A 19,689-nucleotide genomic window follows, 5' to 3' on the forward strand; every position below is an offset into this window, starting at 1 on the left:
AATAATCATTATGTATCAAAAAAATAAAAAAGCGTCCCTGTGTCAATCGACACAGGGACGCTTACGCGTGGTACCACCCATACATTCGGCTATACTCATAAAATAACCCTCAAATCAGTTTTAACGATCTGCACCGTTTGAACTTACTTAAAATTCAGTTCAACAAACTTGTAACTGATCTGAAAGGCTACAGGGACGATCATCTCTAACCACCATGACTCGCTGCGCGTATGTACGCCAATCTTGCTGTGTTACGCTTTTTATGATTTATTATCTGCTGTGTCTTCCGTCTCTGGAAACACAACTACTGGCCCTTGTTCAACCGTCGTATCAGACGTTGCTGCGTCGTCAACTATCTCGTCAGCAACATTAGTTGCTGCTTCAGCTGCTGAATTCACACCAGCTTTTTCAATACGAGCGGCAGTTGCCTGACCCATTGGCAAACGATGAACTGCCTCGGCTAACTCATCGTTGTCTAATAGTGTACGCTGAACTGTCAATAATTTCAAGAACGAATCTTTAAAACTTTCAACTTCTTGACGTAATTCGTTTTGCTCGGCAACTAAATCAGCATTTTCTTGTGCCAACTTTGTGGCTTCTGCCTCAGCTTTTGTACGTGCATCACTAATAATCTTTGTGGCTGACTCTTGTGCATGCATTAATTGCTTTTTTACTTCTGCATCAGCATCTTTTTTCAAGCGCTCAGCCGCTTCTTGTGCCACAAAGATGGACTGGTTAACTTGCTCACGCTTAGCTTCTAGCTCATCAACCTTAACTTGTAACTGTTCCTTTTCATTTGCAAAACGATCACGCTCTGCAATAATTGCTTCATAATCACCGTTTACTTGGTCTAAAAAGGCGTCAACTTCGGATGCAATATAAGCACGAGAGCCTTTCTTAGTAAAATCATGATTTAATATTTCGTCAGGTGTTAGTGCCATCATACTCTCCTTTTAATTACAGTATAGCCATGCTAATCAACGCCGAATAACATTTACTACCGTTTTAATTTTATCTTTTTTGCTTAATCCGTCAAGCATTTTTGGTTGAATACGACCATATCCACGTACAGAAATAACATCACCAACGGTCACAGTAGTATCCGGCTTAATGACTGTGTGCCAATTCAAACGAACTTGCTGTTGTTCAACCAAACTTTTCGTCACGCTTCTCGGTAAATCAAAAATGGTAGCAATTACCGTATCAATACGTAGAGAAGCTAGTAATACAAAGGTCTCTTCCCAATCATCCTTGGGTTGAATCGCATGATTCAGTGTTGTCGCTACCAATGATACTTTGGTACGTCCCACTGTCAAAACTGTTTGCTGGATATAAGCTAACATTTTTTTATCCACAATAATTTGCCACTGCTGTGCATCATTTAGGATATCCCCAATAATAGCACGTTTAATGCCTGAATGCATTAAAGTACCTAGAATCGTACTATGATGTAATGTTGTAAACTTTTTTGGATATTTAATCTCGAACACAGCTAATTCAAAATCATCAAGTTCTGGTGAATAAAAGTTTGGCGAAATAATTGCTCGTTGGCTTTCAGCGCCATCAACGCCACCATTAAATACTACTTTCAAATCGTTCATTCGGTTAACGAGTGTCTTTAAAATATATTGCTCTCGTGGATTTAAAAAGTAAGTTAAAATAAACCGATACTCATCTTGACTTTGTCTTATCCAATCACCTGCTTGTTGTATAAAGTCTGCCTCATCTGGTCTAAAATGCTGTTCAATTGCTATAGAAACATCTGACATGGTCGCACTAGACCAACAATAAGATAAGATGTGCTAGGCCACTGACTGCAAAATTCCAAGCTAATATAGCAACAATTGGCGAGATATCAATGATACCGGCTATCGGTGGTATGACTCTAAATAAATTAAGATATGGTAACACAATGCGACCTAACCACCGACCCACTGGAGACTGTTGAGCCCCCGGTAGCCATGACATTAAAACATAAATAATTATTGCATACTCATAATAACGCGCAATGCGAATAATCCAATCTAAAATTTCCAGCATAGGCTTAGTACCTTGTATTTGGTTCTAAATTATCAGTCAATGTACCCGAAATTTCAAACGTGTCTGGCGTGACTAAGAAAATAGATTGTCCAATGCGTTCGATTTCGCCATTGACAGCATAAATTGCACCACCTAGAAAATCTAAAATTCGCTTGGCTTGCGCTTCATCAATTTGTGTAAAATTCACAATGACGGCTTCTCCACCTAAAATCTGTGATGCAATAGCACGCGAATCGGAATAAACTTTCGGTTCAAATAAGGCAATCTTGCTATTTGCATTATTTGGATCCGTCATAGCAGACTGTTGCACTGTTTGTCGACCAGCAAAATAAGACGCTGTTTGTTGTTGCGATTGACGCTGTGCTGTCTGCTGTGGCTGAGGTTGCTCTTGATATGCTGTACTGCCATAATTTTTTTCATATAAATCGTCTTCTTCATTACTAAATAGACGCTTAATTGTGTCGACTACTGCCATGTTTTCTCCTTAAACACGCAACTGGGGCTTGTCATGTGGCCAATAGTTCAAACGCAATCAAGGCGCTAGTCTTAGTTGACACGATTCATGATTAGTTGCACCAATTCACGATTCCTTTTTTAACGTTTTTTAAAGAATGGTGGTTGTTCATTATCATCATCTGTACTTGAGAAATCAACGGATGAAGTATTTGATGTAGGGGTATTGAATACATCAAATGACTGCTTTTGCACACCGTCAAAACGATTATCTTCTGCAAAAGCATCCTTCGAAGCACCACTGATATTCCAATCAGCAAATGGATCTTTTTGTGTTGGTTGTACTGGTTGACTAGTCTGCTCCGTAGCTGGCTTTTCAAACACTGACGACTGTGGCGCCGAAGTTGATGTCTTGTTATCAGTGTTAGCCGCATTACCGAAAACGCTAGCTGCGTTAGCTTTAGGGTTAGCCCCCTTCTTTTGCGTGCCATCACTTGTCATGTTTTGAAGGCCAGTTGCAATAACCGTTACGCGGATTGAATCTTCAAGATTTTCATCAATCGATGTACCAAAAATAACATTGACTTCACGACCGGCCTCTTGAGCAATAACTTCAGAAGCTGTTTGCGCTTCAAACAAAGACATGTCCAAGCCACCAGTAATGTTGAGCAAAACGTCTTCTGCACCCGACATATCAACTTCTAATAATGGTGATGAAATTGCCTGTTTTGTTGCATCAGCAGCACGTGTTTCACCGCTAGCTTGACCAACACCCATTAATGCAGGGCCGGCATCTTGCATAACTGTTTTAACGTCAGCAAAGTCCAGATTAATGAACCCTGGATTAGTAATTAATTCTGAAATACCACGAACACCTTGTGCCACGACTTCATCAACGACCTTAAAGGCTTCTGATAGTGGTGTACGTAAATCAATACGATCTTTCAAACGTTCGTTCGTGATAACAATTAGTGAATCAACTGATTCTGATAGTGCTTGGAGCCCTTCAGCTGCAAAACGACCGCGCTTTGGTCCTTCCCATTTAAATGGTCGTGTTACAACGGCAACTGTCAATGCCCCTTGCTCTTTGGCAATACGTGCCACAACGGGTGCAGCGCCGTTTCCAGTACCACCACCCATACCAGCAGTGATAACAACCATATCTGCGCCTGAAAGTGCAGAGGCAATATCTTCGGCACTTTCTTCTGCGGCTTTTGTACCACGTTCAGGATTAGAACCAGCACCCAAACCACCAGTTAACTTGGGACCAATTTGAATTTTAACGTCGGCCTTTGATTTGTCCAAAGCCTGTACATCTGTATTAGCAACGATGAATTCAACACCGTTAACCCCTTCTTCAATCATGTGATTGACAGCGTTAGAACCGCCGCCACCAACACCGATAACTTTAATGATTGCGCCTGCTTGTTGGGCGTCATCAATTGAAAAATCCATGAGTTGTCTCCTTAAACTATACTAGTCTTCTCTAAATAAATTTTTAATTGTCTGCATCCAGCGCCCAAAGAAACCTTTTTTAGGCTGCTCTATTTGATTACCTTGATTACTATTATAGTGATACTCATCAAAACCTTGTGCTTGTGTATTTGACTCGGAAGTCTCGATATAAGTCACAGGAGCCTGACTTGTAACTTGTGACGTTGGCTGTACATAACTTGTGTCATCATGTCGTGCCATAATCACTTGCTTAATCACTTGTTGCGTCATACTTTCACGTGATGCAAACATCGCATAAGCCATTGCTCTAGTATAAGATGGATGTCTTAAGCCAATTTGATCTGGTACAAATAAACGCACATTTTCGCCCAAAATTGTTTTTGCAAAATCAACCATACGGGGTAATGCAGCATTTCCACCAGTAAGAACAAAGCCACCAGGCATATTTAAGCCATTTACAGTATTCAATGGTTCAAATGCCCTAGTAAAAATTTGTTCTAGCCGAGCTGCAATAATTTCTGAAAGATAATGTTCATTTGCGGTTCTAGGTGTTGCATCACCAACAACTTCAACTGCAAATTCATTTTTAACGTTTGTTTGCGTTGGGTCAGCAAACCCATAATCGCGCTTTAGCTTTTCGGCATTGGCATAAGAGGTACTTAATACAGTTGAAATGTCTTTTGTGACGTTGTCACCACCCTCTAAGTCAACACTATTAAATTTCAGTTTGCGATCGTGAATAATTGAAGTAGTAGTTTGACCGCCACCCAAATCAATCAATACTGTGCCAAAGTCTTGCTCGCCATCGTTTAAGATACTTGTCCCAACAGCTAATGGAGCCAACACGAATTCTCGCAATGTCAAGCCAGCTTTTTGGATCGCCATACGTGTATTATCTAGTATTTTAGTTGGCCCAAGGTAAGCAGTTCCGTGCATTTCAAGGCGAACACCAATCATTTCGTGGGGATCTTTAATACCATCAAAACCGTCAACACTAAATTCTTCAGCGATTAAATCTATTACATCACGATCTGAGGGCAAGCTATTTGACAATGCTTGTTGTGCAACGTGCTGCACATCTTCATACGTAATACGTTTATTTTGATTTGCAATGGAAACGAGTCCATCAACATGTAACATTTCAATTTGGTTTGCTGGCACACCAGCAACGACTTCATTAATTTGAAAATTAGCTTTTTCTTGTGCTTGATCAATGGCTTCACGAATTGCACCGGCTGTTGCATCAATATCAACAATTACACCCTTATGCAAACCACGAGAAGGTGCATTACCTGCGCCAATCACATTGAATTGGTTGCCAGTTGTTTGTGCAATGACAACTTTAATCGATGTTGTGCCAATGTCTAAACCAACTGTCACGCCTGAGTTATTCATGCGTCGTGCCCCTTTACAATTTTTTTTAATAAATTATACCTAATAATAATAATATCATAAATGACGCACTTCCCGCTACCAATTAGCAGGTTTCATTTGCTTTCATTTTATGACTTTTTAATACATATTATTTCTTTTTGTTATCATCTTTTTGCGCATTGGTCCCATACTTATATGAATAGGCGCCAAACTGTAAATCAACAATGCCTTTATCTGGCATCTGGGCGGCAATACCTGGATAAAAACTAATCTTCTTGCCAAAAGTATCCTGTGTCGCATAGACTGTGTTGCCATCATCCATGACAATAACTAATCGTTTTGCATTGTCTTTGACTGGTGAAAAAGTAATCTGACTTATATTTTGGCGCAACGTCAATTCCAAAGTGACAAATTGCGTTGCCACTTCTTGCAGTGCTGTCTGTGTTCGAAAACCAGCATAAATTGGCGCATCCCCTTTTGGCTGTCCAATTGTTGTTAAATGCCCATTACGATCAATAAGATACCATTGTCCTTTTTTCTGAACATATCCAGCGGTTACTTTTTCGACCACTTTAATGGTCACATGGGTACCTTGCTGCTTCACTTGCGCAGAATCAATTTTATCACTGTTTTTTACTAGACGCTCAGCAATAAATTGCGTTTGACCAGCCACTTGCCAATAAGGTGTGCCCACCATGACTTGCGCGTATGTCTGCACCTTTTTGTCTGGCAATTCCATGGCGTTAACAGTCACTTGTTTAATAGATTGCCAAGGCCGAATGATTGCCAACGTCCCTATAATCAAAATGGCAAAAATAACGAGACTAAGCCATAACTGTCTTGGTCGCCGAGTCATTATTCTGTTGTTAAACTGTTCAACATTCAATTCACTAATCTTTCTTATTAGCCATCGCCTGTAAAATTAATTGATACAAGCGCTCACCCGCATCTGGCATACCAACTTTTGTTGCCTGAGCGGCCATCTTATCACTCACATTTTCATCTAATAACAATGTGTCAACCGCCGCAATCAAACTCTGTCCATTCAAATCAGATTCAGTAATGTTAATTGCAGCACCAACATCTACTAAGCTTTGTGCATTTTTAGTTTGATGATCACCTGTCACATGTAGACTCGGTATTAATATTGAAGGAATTCCCAATGCTGTAATTTCAGCAATTGACGTTGCCCCGGCACGAGATACAATGGCGTCTGTTTGCTTTAATACATTCGGCATATTATCAATATAAGGCAATATACGAATATTATCAGCGGCCTCAATGTTTCTCTCACGCAATAAATCTAGCACATTATCGTAACGCTTTGGTCCAGTCACAATAACAACTTGATAGCTACGTTCATTAAATTCTGGTATAGCATCGATAACGGCTAGATTAATGGCTGGCGCCCCTTGAGACCCACCAAATATAAGTACCGTTGCTTTATCATCCCGCAAGCCAATTGTCTGCCATGAAAATGTTGACTTTAACTGCGCAACCTGCTGTGCTCTTGGGTTACCAACCAAAACGACTTTTTCACTCGGAAATTGTTGCTTGGCAACTTCGAAGGCCACACCGATTTTTGTGGCACCACGTGCTAAAAATTTATTTGTTACACCTGCAACAGAGTTCTGTTCATGAATGACTGTCGGAATATTCATGCGCTGTGCAGCATAGACAACCGCCCCAGCAACATAGCCGCCTGTGCCAATGACAACATCTGGTTTAAACTCTTTAATAATTTTTTTAGATACTTTGACCGCTTTCAGGAATAGTTGCACAGTTTTAATATTATGTAAAGAAAGTGATCGACTAAAACCCTGAACTGCAAGTTGCTTAAATGCCATCCCCGTTTTTGGTACAATATTAGCTTCTACGCCACGTTCTGAGCCAACATACAAAAATTCTGCATCTGGTTCATGCTGTTTAATAACCTCTGCCAAAGCAAGTGCTGGATAAATGTGGCCACCTGTACCACCACCAGATAAAATAACACGCATATTATACCCCCAAATTTTCTTTCAATTCATTGACAAATTCATCACCGCGGACTTCAAAGTTGGGATATTGGTCCCAACTCGCCGCCGCTGGCGAAAGCAAAACAACATCTCCAGCTGAAGAACTACTGATGGCAACTGGCACCGCTTCTTTAACACTTGTAACTGTAATAACTGGCTTATGTGCTTGACGTGCTATGGCAACAACTTTTTGTTGCGTTTCACCAAATGCAATGACTAGCTTAACATGCGATAAGTTTGGTATTAATCGTGTTAAGTCGTCACCACGGTCTAGCCCACCAGCCAACCAAATTGTCGGTTCGTGAAAACTATCTAGCGCTGTTTGTGTCGCTTCTATATCAGTGGCCTTCGAATCGTTATAATATCTAACCCCATTTTCAGTCAAAAGGTATTGTAGCCGATGTGGCACCCCGCCAAACACTTCAAGTACTGACATAATAGCCTCATTAGTGACCCCAGCTATTTTAGAGACGGTGATAGCTGCCAAAATATTTTCTAAGTTATGTGGTCCAACTAACTTAATTGCTGTTAGTGGCATAACATGTTCTCCTTCAATGATTAAATCGTGGCCATCGGTCCATGCCATATCAGAGGAATTATCTCGTGAAAACAAGACGACTTGTGCTTGTGTTTTGGCAGCAAAGTCTGGGGTGTCAGCGCCATCCGCATTTAGAATTAACTTTTGATTTGCTGTTTGATTTTTTGTAATTTGATATTTGGCAGCAACGTAATGTGCCCGATCGCCATGATAATCCAGATGGTTAGCAAATATATTGGTAATGAGTGCAATATCAGGTTTAATATCTGGTAAGCCCATTAATTGAAAGCTAGACAACTCGAGTAATAAGGTATCTTGGCTGGTTAATGGACCAACAACTTCACTGACAGGCGTACCAATATTACCTGCAGTTGTGACTGTTTGTCCACTTACCTTTAGCATGTCACGTATCAAAGACGTCGTTGTGGTTTTGCCATTTGATCCCGTCACAGCAATGAGTCGTCCATCAAACGAACTTAGCGCCACTTCAACTTCTGTTAAGACCGGAATATCAAGACCAAGTGCTTTTTTAACGATTGCCGTTTCATATGGAATGCCAGGATTCTTCACCAAAAAATCAAATGATTTATCTATTGCTTGATCATCATCATGATTGATAAATGTTACGCCTGCTGCTAGCAACTTTTGATAAATTGTCTCGTCGGTATCAAATGCGCCACCATTAACAACAGTCACAATGGCTGACAACTCTACTAAACGTTGCGCAGCAGCTTTACCTGAGCGTGCCCAACCAAATACCATCACTTTTTTATTTTTAAAATCTTGTATTTTCATCATTAACCTGATTTCTTAAAAATTTAATATGTACGCGACATACATCGCTTGTTAATTCATGTAGAATATACCGGCTACAGCCAAGATTGATGAAACAATCCAAAATAGCAAATCAATTTGCCATTCGCTCCAACCAAACTTCTCAAATGAATGATGGATTGGCGCCATAGGGAAAATTCTTTTATGCCAAAAATGATAACCGACTGTTTGGATAATCACTGATAGTGTCTCAATCACAAATATCAAACCAAACCAGATCAACGAAAATGGTACTCCAAGCAAAATTGATTCAATAGCTAAACCAGCACCCAAAGCCAACGATCCCGTATCACCCATGAAAATTTTTGCTTTTGGTCGATTAAAGATTAAGAAACCTAACAAACCACCAATAATTGAAAAATTAAATAAAACAATGATATGGTTATGCATATGCATGGCAATGACTGTATAAGCGGCATATACAACCACACTATTACCTGCAAGCAAACCATCTAACCCATCGGTTAAATTGGTTGCATTTGACCAGCCAACTAACCAGAACCACAGGAAAACAAAGTAGAAAAGCCCTAAATTAATTGTTCCAATCATGGGAATATAGAGCGTAAACGGCACTCCCAACAGCCACATGATTAACATAATAACTACTGCACTTAAGGTTTGTGCTAGGAGTTTGGGCTTAAAGGCAAACCCATCATCAACATGATTAATGAGTTTCAATGCGTCGTCAATGCCGCCTATAATAGCATAAGCGACTAATGCAAATACAGGAATAATCATAGCAACAACACCAGACATGCCATGATATGCAGCGCCACCAATAAACGCACTAATCGCTGCAGCTAAAACAAACAAGAGACCACCCATACTTGGTGTGCCAGCTTTTGACTGGTGATCAGGTCCCAATTTTCGAATAACCGCTTGTTCTTTGGATTGTTTCAAAAATTTAATTAAGAATGGCATGAAAACCACAGTAATAATAAACGCTCGTGCTAGTGCCCATAAATTATCAGACATTTTTCTCTCCCTATTGCTTCTCTTTTAATTCAATTGCAACCTTGCTATTGCCCACAACGAGTTGATCTTTGGGGGTCAATTGTCTTGTCACATATCCCGACCCAGACCAAGTTAAGTCAAAACCAGCCGCATGAGCAAATGCTTGTGCATCAGTTAAACTCCAACCAGTCATATCGGGCAGATGCGTGTTACCTTTGGCAGTTAGAATCACTAATTGATTGGTTAATGACTTTTGCTGTGGTAACAACGATTGTTCCGTCACTTTTCCGTTACTACCCACAACAGCTACTCTGAAGCCAGCCTTTGTTAAATCATCAGATGCCTGCTTGATTGACTGCCCCATGACATTTGGTACAGTCTGTTTCGTTGTCTTTGATTTTATCGCACTATCGCTATCATTTAAAGCTTGTAGCATTAATGGCTGAAAAACCTTATTCATTGTTGTCTGAATTGTTGGATCTGGGAAGACCTTTGGTTGCTTAACAGCCAAATAAAAAATGTACTTAGGATTTTTTTCAGGTGCCAACACCATGACTGAGTGAATCGCATTATTTAGCCCTTGTAGATACTGACCATGCTCAGCCACTTGTGCAGTACCAGTCTTAGCAGCAATCTGATAGCCATAAGGTCGCAAATCAAATTCTTTTGCCGTTCCCGTTGGCTGGTTGACAACATCAATCATATATTGCCGTACTTGTTCAGCTGTACTGGCTTTAATAGGTTTAGCAACGTTTTCAGTTTTATTTTGCTTAATAACCGCACCAGTACTAGCATTAACAACCTTATCCACAAAGTATGGCTTCACTTCTTGACCATTATTAGCAATGGCTGAGTAAGCCTGTATCATTTGCAGGGGTGTCACACTAATCCCTTGACCATAGGCCGTGTTGGCTTGATCAATTGGATAAGTAAATGAAATACCACCAGATTGCTCGCCATTCAATCCAGAATTTGTTGACTGTAAAAATCTAAACTTTTCCAAATAATTACGCCAAACTGTCGGTCCTAGTTGCTGCTCTACACGTGCAAAGGCGACGTTAGATGAACGCCAAAAACCTTCACGGTAGGTTAACATGCCTTGGTCTTGACCAAACGCATCAACCACTTTTTTGCCATCAATCAACAACGTCCCTGATTGATAGGTATCCTCTGGTCGCCACTTACCAGTTTCAATGGCAGCAGCTAAAGTAATGCCTTTCATTGTCGAACCAGGCTCAAAAGGATTTTGATCTAATAAATTCGCCCAAAGCTTGGGCGCCACCGGCTTGTCATTTGCATTAAAATTAGGGCGCTGCGTCGCAGCAACAATGCGACCTGTCTTAGCTTCCATTAACACACCCACAGCAGAGTCAGCCTTTGTTTTGTCAAACAATTCTGACATACGTGTCTCTAAGGTATTTTGCAGGCCAGAATCCAATGTTAAGTAGACGTCGTGCCCATTTTCAACTGTTTTACTATCTTGTATATTTTCCGTCTGGCCATCATACTTCTTCACACCATTTTTACCGGATAAGACACTGTTTTCTGCTGCCTCTATTCCCATAAAACCATATTGTGTTGGTTGACCTGTTTTAGCATCTTCATCTGTTTTCATTGTACCAATTAAATGAGAAGCTGTACTGTCTTCAGGGTAAACACGTGATGGATGTGGTGTGAAATTAATGCCTGGTAAATTAAACGCCTGTATTTTCTTGTATTGTTCAATGCTAAGGTTTTTACTAGCTTGTGCTTTGTCTGAGATAAATTCAACTTGATAAGCTTTTTTGTCTAGTCGCTTCAAAATATCTTCTTTACTCATATTAATCACTTGACTTAACTTATCAGCTGTTGCTTCTTTATCAACAACATGACCTGAACCAGCCACATATTTACCAGTCTTAGCATCTTTCACACGCGTTGCTTTCTTGTCCAACACCGCATACATATCATAAACTGTTGTATTTTCAGCCAAAACTTGCCCAGTAGCATCATAAATTTTACCACGGCTAGCCGGTACTATTTGTTTAGCCATAAAGGCTTGGCGTGTGGCATCATTTAAGTTATGGCCATCAACTGAACCACCAGCAATAATAAAAAGACGCACGCCAAGTCCAAGAATCACGATGGTCATTGCACCCAACAATACACCGCCAAAAATCTTGGCATTTTTTGTGACTCTTTTATTTGGTATCCGTCTCACTTTATTTCTCATAATTATTGATTAATATTTCTGACATTATTATTTGATAACGTCATATTATACTTTTTGGCGACCTCATCTAGATTTTTCTTGCTTGTCTTACTCTGGATATCGCTACGCAAGGCATCATTTGATTCTTTTGTTGCATCTATTTTTGATTGCATTGTTGCTGCGTTTGTACGTGCCGCATTTGCTTGCATACTTGAAAACACAACACCAATCATTAGTATCATAATAACTGCAGAAACAAACGTCACCATTAATCGTTCACGTCTTGTCCAACGTGCTGCCTTATATTTGACACGTGTCTGAGATGGTGCAAAGGGAATTGCTTCTGCTGATGTTGTATATTGATATGCATTCTGTGCCATGCGACAGCTCCTAACTCTTATTGTCGTTCAATACCACGTAACTTTGCTGATTCTGACCGATGGTTATCAGTCATTTCAGTTTCACTTGGCAAAATTGGTTTACGCGTTAATAACTTATAATCTGGTTCAAATTGCCCGGGCAATACTGGTAAGCCTGCTGGCAAGTCAGGCATACTTGTTTTTTCCCGAAACATTTGTTTAACAAGCCGATCTTCCAGTGACTGGAAAGTAATCACACTAATGCGACCACTGGGTGCTAACAACTCTAACGCTTGCGTCAATGAATCCTCTAATGCACCCAGTTCGTCATTCACAGCGACACGCAAAGCCTGAAATGTGCGTTTTGCTGGATGTCCGCCCTTACGACGGGCCGGTGCAGGAATCGCCTCTTTGATAATATCAACAAGCTCAAATGTTGTATTGATGGGTCCTTTATCACGATGCTGCTCAATTTTTCGTGCCACTTGTTTTGGAAAGCGATCTTCACCATAGCGACTCAGGACACGCAATATATCATTAAATGGCCAATCATTAACAATAGTCTTGGCCGTTAACGTTTGACGTTGATCCATTCTCATGTCTAATTCAGCATCATAGTTATAACTAAAACCACGTTGACCATCATCAAATTGTACCGAACTAACGCCTAAATCATAAACAATGCCGTCAACAGCTGTTACATGTTGTTCTGCTAATGCAACCTTTAATTGTCGAAAATTTTGATGTATTAAGATTAATTTACCTGCAGCAATCTCATCCGCATAACGCGTTTGATTGTACTTAATTGCGGTATCATCTTGGTCAAAACTGTACAATTTTCCAGTAGTCAATTGTTTTAATATTTCACCTGTATGGCCACCACCGCCCAATGTTGCATCAACATATGTGCCAGTGGGATTTATAGCTAATAAAGCTACTGCTTCGTGCAATAATACTGTGACATGTTCAAATTCAGCCATTAACATCCGTCCTTTTGTTTAGAAATCAAAGTCCACAAGTCCTTCGGCAATGTCATCAAAATTTTCAGCAGTCTCAGCTGTATATAATTGCCAATTCTCATCGCTCCAAATTTCAAATGAGTCGCCCGATCCTGTAACAATCACATTTTTTGCCAGTCCAGCATACGTTTTTAAATTAGATGGGATAATGATACGTCCCTGTTTGTCAATTTCAGCTTCCATCGCACCAGCCATAACAAAACGCTTAAATTGACGTGCTTCTTTTTTTCCTAATGGTAATTGATTGAGTTGTTGTTCTAATTTTTCCCAAACAGGCATTGGCATAGCACGTAATGCATGCTCCATCCAACGTGTTACGATAAATTTTTCACCTAATTGGTTTCGAAATTTCGCCGGAATTATAAGTCGCCCCTTGACATCGAGCGTATGTGAATATTCGCCCATGAACATTGGGACCACCTCCATTAAAAATTCTATACTATTAATTTACCACATTTCCCCATTTCCCTCCACCTAATTATCAATTTGTCATATTTTAGTAAATTTCAAGACACTAAAAAGCACTGTTATCTAATAGATAACAGTGCTTTTTATAAGTGGGGACTAGTGGTATACAAAACCCAATATTGTCACAATGATTAATAACACACAGGCTAATAAACCAGTCCATACCCAATATTTACGCCAAAAACTTCTAAAAGACCAGCCATTAGACATCAAGAACCAAGCTAATATAGCACCGACAAACCACCAAATGAGTAAAAACCATAATACATAACTTGTACCAAAACGCGAACCCATAGTTTCATGCACAATATACCACATCGGCACAACCAAAATATCAATCACTTGTATACGGTATCGTTGCGGTATACGCAACCAACGACAAATAACAATTGTTAGAATTATTAACCCGATTGCCAAAATTGGCCAAGTCCACCAATGCATTACTTTACCTCATTTATTTCTTTATCCTAATAACCATACCTGAACCCGCTTTAAAAAACAAGTTTCAAAAGCTAACCTAACGCGATATATAGGATATTATTGCATGCCGAGCTAAAACTATGTTAAACTTACCTTTGAAAATAATGTCGAGGTGAATTATGGCAGAAAAAATGAATCAATCAGCTGGTAACGCAAAATTACAAGCCGAAATTGATGCAAAGCTGAATCAACATCGTATGCCCAAGTACGAACAGAAATCACGAACACGCATTGAAAAGATGACACTTGTCATGTCATGGTTTATGGTCGTCTTAATGGTTGGTGGTATTTTTTATGCCGCTGCCAACGCATTAGGCTGGTTCTAATAACATGACAAAAAGGAAGTCGCAGATGATCTGCGACTTCCTTTTTATCATGTTTCATTTATTCAACTGAAATCAAAAATGGATACAAAGGTTGCTTCCCTTCATGAACTTCGATTTCTAGGTCATCATCAAGTGCCTCAATGGCTTTTTTTAATCTATCAGCATCTTTTAATTTAGTGCCTTCACCAACGATAATTGTTACTATTTCTGAATCTGAATCCAACATTTTGGCAACTGATTCAATGGCTGTATCCTGTAATTTCTTAGACACAACAGCAATATCACCATCGATAATACCCATCCAATCACCATGATGAATCTCGACACCGTCTAACATGGTATCGCGTACAGCTTGTGTGACCTGTAAAGACTTAACCTCAGTCATCATAGCTGCCATCTCACGTACATTATCATCCAACTTAGCTTCTGGATTATAACCCATCATTGCTGTTAGGCCTTGTTGAATAGTCCGCGTTTTCACTACTTGTGCAGGAATGTCCACCAAATCAACGGCTTGTTCTGCAGCCATAAAAATATTTGAATTGTTAGGCAAAATAATAACTTGTTTAGCATCACTGGCATTGATAGCATCCACGAGGTCTGACGTTGCTGGATTCATAGTTTGTCCGCCAGATATCACAGTTTGGACACCTAAACTTTTAAACAACGCTGCAACACCATCGCCGGCAGCAATAGTAATAACAGCTGTATCAACTTGTTTTTGCGTCATCGCTATTTTAGCGACTTGGGCTTCTTCAGCACGTTGCGCATCAATCACGGCCTGTTGTTGGTCACGCATATTATCAACTTTCACTTTAACAAGTGAGCCAAAATGCGTGCCCCAACTAATAACTTCACCAGGGTTTTCAGTATGAACGTGTACCTTCACAATCTCGTCATCGTTGATAACCAGAAGTGAGTCACCTAATTCAGCTAAATGATTATAAAATGTGTCGTAATCAAACTCATGATCATAGGTCGTCCCTTTGCCAATTTGTACCATAACTTCAGTACAGTAGCCATAGGCAATATCATTAGGATCAAGATTAACATTTGCTTGAGCCCCAGCATGAAGTTCTTTGACCATTTGGTCTAACTCAGCATTATCAGGCGTTTTGAGCTCATCTTCGTTAAATTCGCCACTTAAAACTTGGTAGAAAGCATTCAAAACAAAAACAAGGCCCTGCCCACCAGAATCCACAACCCCAACTTCTTTTAATACAGGCAATAGGTCAGGTGTCGATGCTAAAGCTACTTGAGCTGCTTCGTCTACTGCACGCATCAAAACAACAATATCGTCTGATTCATTAGCTACTTGATTAGCTTTTGCAGCAGCTTCACGAATAACCGTTAGGATTGTCCCTTCTGTCGGCTTCATCACTGATTTATAGGCAATTTGTGCACCAGACATCAATGCATCAGCTAAGTCGCGCGCGGTTAATGTCTCTTTATTTTCAACTGAAGTAGCAAACCCACGAAAAATTTGTGACAGAATAACACCTGAATTACCACGGGCACCCATAAGCAAGCCCTTTGAGGTCGCCTTCGCCAATGCCCCGATATGTGTATCTAACGCATCACGCTCATACTGTGCACCACTTGCCATCGATAAGCTCATATTCGTACCAGTATCACCATCTGGTACCGGAAAAACATTTAATTTGTTAATTTTCGCAGCATTAGCCGCAAGCGCAGCTGAAGCCGCATTAATCATTTTACCAAACTCAACATTGGTAATCACTGTTATTTTACTCATGACACTCCTAGTCTGTGATACGCACGCCTTGAACAATCACGTTAACTTCAGCTGCGTGAATGCCCAAGAGCGCATCAAGATTATATCTCACTTTTCCTTGAACCGATTTCGAAATTTCTGATAATTTAGTGCCATACTGTGCAACTAAATACACGTCAACACTAACCCCGCTGCCTTCTTGATGAACAACAACACCCTTAGCGTAATTTTCACGATTTAAAATTTGATTCATACCATCACGAAAAGCGGCTTTAGATGCCATGCCCACAACACCTGGATTCTCAATGGCCGATCCACCAACTATTGTTGCGATAACATCGTTTTCAATTGTAATGTCACCATTTTTAGCTTTGATTTTGATTGCCATAATATTCAAAACAATAATACGCTGACTATTTAGTGTATTATTGCATTTCCTCCTTAAAGGTTTACTGCTACTATTTTAACATAAAAAAACCACCAGTAAGGTGGTCGTTTTATGTCAACTATGCTTAACTTAAGCAAGTCATTGCAATAAATTACAATAATTGATTAAACGCGTTCGATAGAACCGTTCTTCAACCCGGCCTTCAAAGTACGCGCTGTCAAGTAAACTTTCTTTGCGGCAGCACCGTTAATCTTAACAGTCACTTTTTGCAAGTTTGGCTTCCAGCTACGACGACTTGAATTCAACGCGTGTGAACGTTGGTTACCAAAACGTGTGCGTGCGCCTGTAATAGCATCCTTTGCCATGTTCGACCCTCCTTTTCGAGCCATTAGTTTTAAAAAGCTCTTTCTACAACATTAGTAAATTTTACCAGATTTTAAATACTTTGGCAAGTTAATTTGTGTATTTTGCCAAAACTTTGGCCAACTGATCTTTTGTATGAAAGCCAGTTAGGCGTTCAACAACTTCACCATCTTTTTGTACTAATAGTGTTGGGATTGCACGAATACTAAATGCCGAAGGTGTTTCCGGGTTCTGATCAACGTCCATCTTAACAAAATTAACATGTTCTGTTTCTTCAGACAGTGCTTCCAAGACTGGTGATTGCATACGACATGGGCCACACCAAGTAGCCCAAAAATCAGTAATACTAACACCCTTAGCTGTGTCTTCCTTAAATTCGGCGTCTGTAATTGCTTTAACTACCATATTTGTTACCTCCTATTAATCCTTACATTGTTCTTTATTGATTATATCAGTCTTTTGTCTGCGTTATCATGATTATGCCTGTGTCAAAGCTAATATGAACCGTGTCTTCTAAAAATTCATTGGAAGACCACATTTTGGCGATGTTGCTCGTTAATCTCAATGGATACTTAGCATCTATTATATGAAAATTTTCAACTTGATTTAAAGGCATGAATCCGAGATATTTGATTGCCGGTTGCCGATGTACTGTAACATTTCCTGGCAATGCATAGGCTATATGATTCACGCGATCAACAAAAGTAACTCTGTCAACGATATCCTTAAATACTGGGTTAGCCATTAGCCAAAGATTACTCAGCAAGTGATCGATACGGCCACCTGTTGCACCAAAAACCGTAATGTGATCAGGTCGTTTTTTTTGTGCATATAGTAATGCTAATTCAGTATCCGTTTCATCTTTTTCCGCCTTGACACGAACAATCTTATGCGCAGATAGATGAGTCGTTAATTCTTGATACTCACTGGGTGTCAGTGAGTCAAAATCCCCCACTGCCATTTGCATGGGAATACCGTGTTGATATAACCACCACGCCCCTCTATCAGCACCTATCCAGTCGCCTGATGTTTCAAATAAATTATCTGGCCATAATGTCTTGGGACCACCCGCCAAGATATTAATTTGCATTAATCTGTCAACGCTTTCAATGTTGCAATTTTAGCAGCTGGATCAACTTTATCATAAACATATGAACCGGCTACAAAAACATTTGCCCCTGCTTCATAGGCAGCTGTAATAGTTTCATTATTGACGCCACCATCAATTTCTATATCAAATTGATAACCCATAGCATCTTTCAACGCTTTTAATTGTGCAATCTTTTTAATTGTTGATGGCAAAAACTTTTGTCCACCAAATCCTGGATTAACCGTCATTACAAGGACTTGGTCAACCATGTCTAAAACAGGTTCAATCGCGGTTACTGGTGTCCCAGGATTAATTACAACCTCAGCCTTAACCCCTTTATTTTTAATCATTTGTAGGGCACGATGAATATGTGGTGTCGCCTCAACATGGACACCGATAATATCTGCACCAGCATCGGCAAACGCATCAACAATTTTTTCAGGATTGATAACCATCAAATGAACGTCCAATATCATATCTGTTTCTGGGCGTAATTGTTTGACCCAATTTGGTCCATAAGAAATTGAAGGTACAAAACTACCATCCATGACATCAATATGTAAGTATTCAGCACCGGCCTTTTCAACTAACTTAACATCACGTTCTAAATTAGTATAGTCCGCGCTCAAAATCGATGGTGAAATAATTCCTGACATTATTGTTTCCTTCTTCCTAAAAATTCCGATTATCTGTTTTGTATTTTGGCTTTTGCGATTTGATTAATTCGTAGAACGCCTTGTAACTATTATACCGTGATTCGGGTATTGCGCCAAGAGAGACGGCTTCTTTCACAGCACAAGCAGGCTCATTTAAATGTAAGCAACCACGAAAACGACAGCCATCGCGTACCGCCACAAATTCTGGAAAGTAGTCATCCAATACCTCCGCTGGAAAATCAAATACCTCGTATGATGAAAATCCAGGCGTATCAGCAATTAAGGCATCGTTAACTTTAATTAGCGTAACTTGACGCGTAGTATGTTTACCACGGCTCAGTGCTTTTGAGACGATACCGGTCTCTAAACCTAATTTAGGCGATAATTGGTTGAGTAGGGTCGATTTTCCAGCGCCAGTCTGCCCCATAAATACTGATACTCGCCCGTCCAAAAGGCTTTGTAGCGCTTGACGTGCAACAACATTATTGTTGCTTGCTGGCAAAAGAACAGTATACCCAATTTGACGATAGTCCTCAGCAATTGTTGTTATTGCCGCGTAAGCCTCGTCAGTTAACAAATCAGCTTTTGAAAAATAAATGACCGGCTTTACATGTGCAGCTTCTAAAGCCACCAATTGTCTGTCCAATAAATTCGCAGCAAAATTTGGCTCTTTTAGCGCAGTGACAATCACAGCAATATCAATATTTGCAATTGGCGGCCTCACTAAAGCGTTGATGCGCGGATAAATTTTCCAAATTAACCCGTCATCATTCTCACTTTCGAAATCAACGAAGTCACCCACAATTGGCTTTTGACCTGATTTTCTAAATTCCCCACGCGCCCGCGTACGTTGAATTTTACCTTTGTCTGTTTCTATATCATAATAACCGCTCAACGAGCGAATAATGCGTCCTTTTTCCATATATTTATTGTAACAAAAAAAGCCGA

Annotated in this window: 23 protein-coding genes; 1 reads left to right on the forward strand and 22 read right to left on the reverse strand. The window is 40.0% G+C overall.

Features of this window, described 5'->3' with window-relative positions:
• Positions 1-260 precede the first annotated feature (260 nt).
• From FAZ25_RS00295 to FAZ25_RS00365, 15 genes are all read right to left on the reverse strand, one after another.
• Positions 261-941, reverse strand: coding sequence for a DivIVA domain-containing protein (locus FAZ25_RS00295; protein WP_004900458.1), 681 nt, complete (start codon positions 939-941; stop codon positions 261-263).
• Positions 942-977: 36 nt separating this feature from the next.
• Positions 978-1,769, reverse strand: a complete 792-nt coding sequence (locus FAZ25_RS00300; RefSeq protein WP_004904253.1) for an RNA-binding protein — start codon at positions 1,767-1,769, stop codon at positions 978-980.
• A 7-nt stretch (positions 1,770-1,776) separates the two neighbouring features.
• Positions 1,777-2,040 (reverse strand): YggT family protein, encoded by a 264-nt coding sequence (locus tag FAZ25_RS00305; RefSeq protein WP_004900463.1) that lies wholly within the window; start codon positions 2,038-2,040, stop codon positions 1,777-1,779.
• A gap of 4 nt (positions 2,041-2,044) precedes the next feature.
• Positions 2,045-2,515, reverse strand: coding sequence for a cell division protein SepF (locus tag FAZ25_RS00310; RefSeq protein WP_004900466.1), 471 nt, complete (start codon positions 2,513-2,515; stop codon positions 2,045-2,047).
• Between the two features lie 119 nt (positions 2,516-2,634).
• Entirely contained in the window at positions 2,635-3,948 is a 1,314-nt protein-coding gene (gene ftsZ, locus FAZ25_RS00315; RefSeq protein WP_048801573.1) for a cell division protein FtsZ, read from the reverse strand.
• A gap of 21 nt (positions 3,949-3,969) precedes the next feature.
• On the reverse strand, positions 3,970-5,343 hold the full coding sequence (ftsA, locus tag FAZ25_RS00320; RefSeq protein WP_004900473.1) for a cell division protein FtsA: 1,374 nt from the start codon (positions 5,341-5,343) through the stop codon (positions 3,970-3,972).
• Between the two features lie 127 nt (positions 5,344-5,470).
• Complete coding sequence (locus FAZ25_RS00325; RefSeq protein ID WP_176608206.1) at positions 5,471-6,181, reverse strand: cell division protein FtsQ/DivIB; 711 nt, start codon at positions 6,179-6,181, stop codon at positions 5,471-5,473.
• 31 nt (positions 6,182-6,212) lie between these two features.
• Positions 6,213-7,322, reverse strand: coding sequence for an undecaprenyldiphospho-muramoylpentapeptide beta-N-acetylglucosaminyltransferase (murG, locus tag FAZ25_RS00330; RefSeq protein ID WP_004900478.1), 1,110 nt, complete (start codon positions 7,320-7,322; stop codon positions 6,213-6,215).
• Between the two features lies 1 nt (position 7,323).
• Positions 7,324-8,673: a UDP-N-acetylmuramoyl-L-alanine--D-glutamate ligase gene (gene murD / locus FAZ25_RS00335; RefSeq protein ID WP_048801591.1), complete on the reverse strand. Its 1,350-nt coding sequence runs from the start codon at positions 8,671-8,673 to the stop codon at positions 7,324-7,326.
• Positions 8,674-8,724: 51 nt separating this feature from the next.
• Entirely contained in the window at positions 8,725-9,687 is a 963-nt protein-coding gene (mraY, locus tag FAZ25_RS00340) for a phospho-N-acetylmuramoyl-pentapeptide-transferase (RefSeq protein WP_192269716.1), read from the reverse strand.
• Positions 9,688-9,697: 10 nt separating this feature from the next.
• A complete protein-coding gene (locus tag FAZ25_RS00345) occupies positions 9,698-11,878 on the reverse strand; it encodes a penicillin-binding transpeptidase domain-containing protein (RefSeq protein ID WP_004904266.1) in 2,181 nt (726 codons plus the stop codon).
• 2 nt (positions 11,879-11,880) lie between these two features.
• A complete protein-coding gene (gene ftsL, locus FAZ25_RS00350) occupies positions 11,881-12,237 on the reverse strand; it encodes a cell division protein FtsL (protein ID WP_004900487.1) in 357 nt (118 codons plus the stop codon).
• A gap of 17 nt (positions 12,238-12,254) precedes the next feature.
• Positions 12,255-13,196: a 16S rRNA (cytosine(1402)-N(4))-methyltransferase RsmH gene (rsmH, locus tag FAZ25_RS00355; RefSeq protein WP_012305087.1), complete on the reverse strand. Its 942-nt coding sequence runs from the start codon at positions 13,194-13,196 to the stop codon at positions 12,255-12,257.
• A gap of 18 nt (positions 13,197-13,214) precedes the next feature.
• The gene (gene mraZ, locus FAZ25_RS00360) at positions 13,215-13,646 is read right to left on the reverse strand and encodes a division/cell wall cluster transcriptional repressor MraZ (RefSeq protein WP_040176697.1); all 432 of its coding nucleotides are present in this window, start codon (positions 13,644-13,646) and stop codon (positions 13,215-13,217) included.
• A 153-nt stretch (positions 13,647-13,799) separates the two neighbouring features.
• Positions 13,800-14,144 (reverse strand): hypothetical protein, encoded by a 345-nt coding sequence (locus FAZ25_RS00365; protein ID WP_004900496.1) that lies wholly within the window; start codon positions 14,142-14,144, stop codon positions 13,800-13,802.
• A gap of 158 nt (positions 14,145-14,302) precedes the next feature.
• Between FAZ25_RS00365 and FAZ25_RS00370 the strand changes: the two genes are divergently transcribed.
• On the forward strand, positions 14,303-14,509 hold the full coding sequence (locus tag FAZ25_RS00370) for a DUF4044 domain-containing protein (RefSeq protein WP_004900498.1): 207 nt from the start codon (positions 14,303-14,305) through the stop codon (positions 14,507-14,509).
• 58 nt (positions 14,510-14,567) lie between these two features.
• On the opposite strand, the gene FAZ25_RS00375 is transcribed toward FAZ25_RS00370, so the two are convergent.
• The 7 genes from FAZ25_RS00375 to rsgA form a co-directional block, all read right to left on the reverse strand.
• Positions 14,568-16,265 (reverse strand): DAK2 domain-containing protein, encoded by a 1,698-nt coding sequence (locus FAZ25_RS00375; protein WP_040189980.1) that lies wholly within the window; start codon positions 16,263-16,265, stop codon positions 14,568-14,570.
• A 7-nt stretch (positions 16,266-16,272) separates the two neighbouring features.
• Complete coding sequence (locus FAZ25_RS00380) at positions 16,273-16,632, reverse strand: Asp23/Gls24 family envelope stress response protein (RefSeq protein ID WP_004904271.1); 360 nt, start codon at positions 16,630-16,632, stop codon at positions 16,273-16,275.
• 164 nt (positions 16,633-16,796) lie between these two features.
• Entirely contained in the window at positions 16,797-16,997 is a 201-nt protein-coding gene (gene rpmB, locus FAZ25_RS00385) for a 50S ribosomal protein L28 (protein ID WP_004900506.1), read from the reverse strand.
• Between the two features lie 88 nt (positions 16,998-17,085).
• Entirely contained in the window at positions 17,086-17,400 is a 315-nt protein-coding gene (trxA, locus tag FAZ25_RS00390; RefSeq protein ID WP_004904273.1) for a thioredoxin, read from the reverse strand.
• Between the two features lie 46 nt (positions 17,401-17,446).
• Positions 17,447-18,085 carry a thiamine diphosphokinase gene (locus tag FAZ25_RS00395; RefSeq protein ID WP_004900514.1) on the reverse strand — a complete coding sequence of 213 codons (639 nt, stop codon included), beginning with the start codon at positions 18,083-18,085 and terminating at the stop codon, positions 17,447-17,449.
• Positions 18,085-18,741 (reverse strand): ribulose-phosphate 3-epimerase, encoded by a 657-nt coding sequence (rpe, locus tag FAZ25_RS00400; protein WP_004900516.1) that lies wholly within the window; start codon positions 18,739-18,741, stop codon positions 18,085-18,087. The genes FAZ25_RS00395 and rpe overlap by 1 nt, the downstream gene beginning before the upstream one ends.
• A 16-nt stretch (positions 18,742-18,757) precedes the next feature.
• On the reverse strand, positions 18,758-19,663 hold the full coding sequence (rsgA, locus tag FAZ25_RS00405) for a ribosome small subunit-dependent GTPase A (RefSeq protein WP_040189978.1): 906 nt from the start codon (positions 19,661-19,663) through the stop codon (positions 18,758-18,760).
• Positions 19,664-19,689 lie beyond the last annotated feature (26 nt).

This window comes from Leuconostoc sp. LN180020 (assembly GCF_014844115.1).
Classification (GTDB): domain Bacteria; phylum Bacillota; class Bacilli; order Lactobacillales; family Lactobacillaceae; genus Leuconostoc; species Leuconostoc citreum.